Source organism: Kitasatospora sp. NPDC036755, assembly GCF_040636595.1.
Taxonomy (GTDB): Bacteria; Actinomycetota; Actinomycetes; order Streptomycetales; family Streptomycetaceae; genus Kitasatospora.
The window spans coordinates 1-4711 of the sequence record NZ_JBEZUT010000476.1 but is presented as its reverse complement, the minus strand read 5'-3'; the positions used below and the strand labels follow the sequence as shown (position 1 = coordinate 4711).

Annotated in this window: 3 protein-coding genes and 1 pseudogene; 2 read left to right on the top strand and 2 right to left on the bottom strand. The window is 72.7% G+C overall.

The window, feature by feature from the left end; genetic code table 11:
• Positions 1-617: 617 nt before the first annotated feature.
• Positions 618-1574 carry a methylmalonyl Co-A mutase-associated GTPase MeaB gene (gene meaB / locus AB0E96_RS38285; protein WP_359831026.1) on the bottom strand — a complete coding sequence of 319 codons (957 nt, stop codon included), beginning with the start codon at positions 1572-1574 and terminating at the stop codon, positions 618-620.
• Positions 1575-1659: 85 nt separating this feature from the next.
• Positions 1660-2853, bottom strand: a complete 1194-nt coding sequence (locus tag AB0E96_RS38280) for an acetyl-CoA C-acetyltransferase (protein ID WP_359831024.1) — start codon at positions 2851-2853, stop codon at positions 1660-1662.
• A 255-nt stretch (positions 2854-3108) separates the two neighbouring features.
• Here AB0E96_RS38280 and mce point away from each other — a divergent pair, with 255 nt between their 5' ends.
• Both mce and AB0E96_RS38270 read left to right on the top strand, forming a co-directional pair.
• Positions 3109-3549, top strand: coding sequence for a methylmalonyl-CoA epimerase (gene mce, locus AB0E96_RS38275; RefSeq protein WP_359831027.1), 441 nt, complete (start codon positions 3109-3111; stop codon positions 3547-3549).
• A gap of 508 nt (positions 3550-4057) precedes the next feature.
• A pseudogene (locus AB0E96_RS38270) lies at positions 4058-4711 on the top strand (hypothetical protein); the annotation flags it as partial.

The following is a 4711-nucleotide window of genomic DNA, read 5'->3' as shown; positions in this document are numbered from 1 at the left end:
CGCCCCCCGGCCCCCCCCCCCGCCGGTTGTTGGGGGGGGGGGGGGGGGGGGGGGGGGGGGGGTGTTTGTGGGGGGGGTCGCCAAATTTACCACCCCCCCACCCCCCCCCCCCACCCCACCCCACCCAAAAAGTGCAAAAAACAACGGCGAGTATCTTGGTTGCCCTGTTGCCGCTTCGGCCTGGCCGAAGCGGCGCTGGCGTAGTCCAGCACCCCTCTTCTGCACAGGAAGTCGGCCTGATCGACTTCCTGTGCAGAAGAGGGGAATGTGAGACGGCAAGGTGGCGGAAGGTGCTGCTGAGATTCTGGGATTCGGCGGGCCCGGCCAGACCTGGCCGGACCCGCCGTTTCTTTACGGTCCGTGGAGGGGGCGAGTAGGCGGGCCCCAGTGGTTGGGGCGGGCCCGCGTGGCTGCACGCGGGCCTGCCCGATTTTTGGGTCATTCAGGTGGAGTTCGCTGCCCCACCGGACTCGTCCGGCGGGGCAGCGAACGGAAGCTGCGATGAGGCAACGGCCTTCTCGGGTTATGCGCAGGAAGTCGGACCGGCCGACTTCCTGCGCAGAAAAGGGCGTCGTTGCTTCCGCTGGGCCGAAGCGGCGACGGAGTGGGTGGCGGGCTCAGCTCGCGGTCAGCCCGGCGACCAGTTCGTCGGCCGCGCCGTACGGGTCCAGGGCGCCCTCGGCCACGCGCTCGGCGAGGACGGCCAGGTGGCGGTCCCCGCGCAGGTCGCCGATCCGGGCGCGCAGTTCGGCGAGCGCGATCGCCTCGATCTCCTCGGCGGCCCGGCGGCGGCGCCGCGCGGCCAGCTCACCGTGCTCCTCCAGCCAGGCGCGGTGCTTCTCCAGCGCCTCGACCACCTCGTCCACGCCCTCGCCGCGGGCCGCGACGGTCTTGACGATCGGCGGGCGCCAGTCCCCCGCCTCCCGGGCCTCGCCGAGGCCCAGCATGTGGTTGAGCTCCCGCGCGGTGGCGTCGGCGCCGTCCCGGTCGGCCTTGTTGACCACGAAGACGTCGCCGATCTCCAGGATCCCGGCCTTGGCGGCCTGGATGCCGTCGCCCATCCCGGGGGCCAGCAGCACCACGGTGGTGTCGGCCTGGGCCGCGACCTCGACCTCGGACTGGCCCACCCCCACGGTCTCGACCAGGATCACCTCGCAGCCGGCCGCGTCCAGCACCCGCAGTGCCTGCGGCGCCGCCCAGGAGAGCCCGCCGAGGTGGCCGCGGGTGGCCATCGAACGGATGAACACCTCGGGGTCGGTGGCGTGGTCCTGCATCCGGACCCGGTCGCCCAGCAGCGCCCCGCCGGAGAACGGCGAGGACGGGTCGACGGCCAGCACCCCGACCCGCTTGCCGAGCCTGCGGTAGGCGGAGACCAGCGCCGAGGTGGAGGTGGACTTGCCGACCCCGGGCGAGCCGGTCAGGCCCACCGTGTACGCCCGCCCGGTGTACGGCGCGAGCGCGGCCATCGCCTCCCGCAGCTGCGGCGCGGCGTTCTCGACCAGCGTGATCAGCCGGGCGACCGCCCGCGGCCGGCCCTCCCGGGCCTGCCCGACCAGCGTGGCGACATCGATCATCAGGAGCTCCTTGCGCAATGCCGTCGAATGCCGAGGGGCTGCGGGCCGCCACAGCGGTCCGCAGCCCTGGGGTCGGATCGGCCGGTCAGGCCTTCGGGACGCGCACGATCAGCGCGTCGCCCTGGCCGCCGCCGCCGCACAGCGCGGCCGCGCCGACCCCGCCGCCGCGGCGCTGCAGCTCCAGCGCGAGGGTCAGCACCACGCGGGCGCCGGACATCCCGATCGGGTGGCCGAGCGCGATGGCGCCGCCGTTGACGTTGACGATGTCGGAGCTGACGCCCAGGTCCTTCATGGACTGGTGGGCGACGGCCGCGAAGGCCTCGTTGATCTCGATCAGGTCGAGGTCGGCGACCTCCAGGCCCTCCTTGGCCAGCGCGTGCTTGATCGCGTTGGACGGCTGCGACTGCAGCGAGTTGTCCGGGCCGGCCACGTTGCCGTGGGCGCCGATCTCGGCGATCCAGCTCAGGCCCAGCTCCTCGGCCTTGGCCTTGCTCATCACGACCACGGCGGCGGCGCCGTCGGAGATCTGCGAGGAGGTGCCGGCGGTGATCGTGCCGTCCTTGGCGAAGGCCGGGCGCAGCTTGGCCAGGCCCTCGACGGTGGTGTCCGCCCGGATGCCCTCGTCCTGGCTGAACAGCACCGGCTCGCCCTTGCGCTGCGGGATGGCGACCGGGACGATCTCGGCGTCGAAGACCCCGTCGGCCTGCGCCTTGGCGGCCCGCTGGTGGGAGGCGGCGGCGATCTCGTCCTGCACCTCGCGCGGGATGCCCAGGCGGGTGTTGTGCTTCTCGGTGGACTCGCCCATCGGGATGTTCTCGTAGGCGTCGGTGAGGCCGTCGTGGGCCATCGCGTCGAGCATCGAGATCGCACCGTACTTGAAGCCCTCGCGGGACTTCGGGAGCAGGTGCGGGGCGTTGGTCATCGACTCCTGGCCGCCGGCCACCACGATGTCGAACTCGCCGGCCCGGATCAGCTGGTCGGCCAGCGCGATGGCGTCGAGGCCGGAGAGGCAGACCTTGTTGACGGTCAGCGCCGGGACGTTCATCGGGATGCCGGCCTTGACGGCGGCCTGGCGGGCCGGGATCTGGCCGGCGCCGGCCTGGAGCACCTGGCCCATGATCACGTACTGGACCTGCTCGCCGGTGATCCCGGCCCGCTCCAGGGCCGCCTTGATCGCGACGCCGCCGAGGTCGGCGCCGGAGAAGCCCTTGAGGGAACCCAGCAGGCGGCCCATCGGGGTCCGCGCACCGGCAACGATCACAGAGGTGGTGTTGGTCATGGGACGGGCCCCTTCGCACGTCGTGGCCAGGTGAGGATGCGCTCAATGTACTGACCTGTTACCCGCCCGTCACCGGAGCGACGGTGTGATCGAGCGCACTGGCACCATCCAGTCAACACCGTGCCGACCCGCCCCGGGTGAACCGCCCGCCGTGTGAGCAGGCTCGCACCCCGGGCACTGGCGCCCGTCGCGGACCATGCGCTGCACTTGATGCACCTTGCCCCCGCCACACTCTCCCCCTCACCGGAGGCCGTCGTGCTGACCCGCATCGACCACATCGGCATCGCCTGCCGAGACCTCGACAAGACGGTCGAGTTCTACCGCGCCACCTACGGCTTCGAGGTCTTCCACTCCGAGGTCAACGAGGAGCAGGGGGTCCGCGAGGCCATGCTCCGGATCAACGGCACCGACGACGGCGGCGCCTCCTACCTCCAGCTGCTGGAGCCCACCCGGCCCGACTCCACCGTGGCCAAGTGGCTGGAGAAGAACGGCGAGGGCGTGCACCACATCGCCTTCGGCACCGCCGACGTGGACGGCGACTCCGAGGCCATCCGGGACAAGGGCGTCCGGGTCCTCTACGACCAGCCGCGGATCGGCTCGATGGGTTCGCGGATCACCTTCCTGCACCCCAAGGACTGCGGCGGCGTCCTGACCGAGCTGGTCACCTCCGCGCAGCAGGCCCACGACGAGCACTGATCCCCTCCCGGCCCGCCCCGGGGCGCCGCGCGCCCCGGCGGCAGCCGACGGCCCGTCGGTCATGACCCGTCAGTAACCTGGCGGGAAGAGCCGGAAAACACCCCTGCGGCCATTCCCCCGCAGTGCGCTCCCACTACAATGCCCAGGTGCGCGAAGGCTCCGGGGGACGGAGGCGACGGGCACGGCCGAAGACAGGCCCGTCCGCCCTCCGGCGGCGGCCCGTCGCAAGGGGAGTCCATTACGCGGGCACGGCTGAACAGTCGCAAGACGGATCTGTCACCATTCTCCACAAGGCAAGAGTTCGCCCAGGAGTCCACCCGGACGGGGGAACGCGGCATCGCCGCGCTTCCGCGCCCCGGATTCCGACGACCGCGGCGGGCGGCCCCGGCATGGCAGGGGACGTCCACCGGCTGCGGATGCAAGGAGCCAGTCGGACCGGCGCCCGGGATACCGGAGCCCGGAACCGGCCGGGTCGAGGACGCGACCAGGAGATGGATGGGACCGCGGAGTGCGGGGCAACGACCGCTACGAGGCTGACGATCACCTCTCCCAGTTCGAGGCCGAGATGGGTCGGACTCGGAAGGAGCGGGACAAGGCAGTCGAGCATGCCGAGGACCTCGCCTACCAGGTGGAGGTGCTGCGGGCGAAACTGCACGAGTCCCGCCGCATGCTCGCCCAGCCGCGCGCCTTCGACGCCGTCTCGGGCCAGGCCGAGCAGATGCTCCGCACCGCCGAGATGCAGGCCCAGCAGCTGCGCGCCGACGCCGAGCGCCAGCTGCGCGACTCCCAGGCCGCCACCCAGCGGATCATGGCCGAGGCCGCCGAGCGCACCGCCCGGCTGGAGGCCGAACTCACCGCCCGCCGCCGCCAGCTGGAGGAGGAGCTCGCCGAGCTGCGCCGCTCCGCCGAGCAGCACGTCAACGGCTGGGCCGAGCAGACCAGGGCCGGCTCCGAGCAGGAGGCCCAGCGGCTGCTCCAGGACGCCCGCGCCGAGGCGGAGCGCATGGTCGCCGCCGCCCGCGCCGAGGCCGTCGCCCTCTCCGACCAGGCCCGCGCCCAGACCGCCGCCGACGTGGACGCCGCCCGCGGCGAGGCCCAGGCCGCCGCCGAGGCCGAGACCTTCCGCAAGATGCTGGTCGCCACCGGGGACGACGTCCGGGTG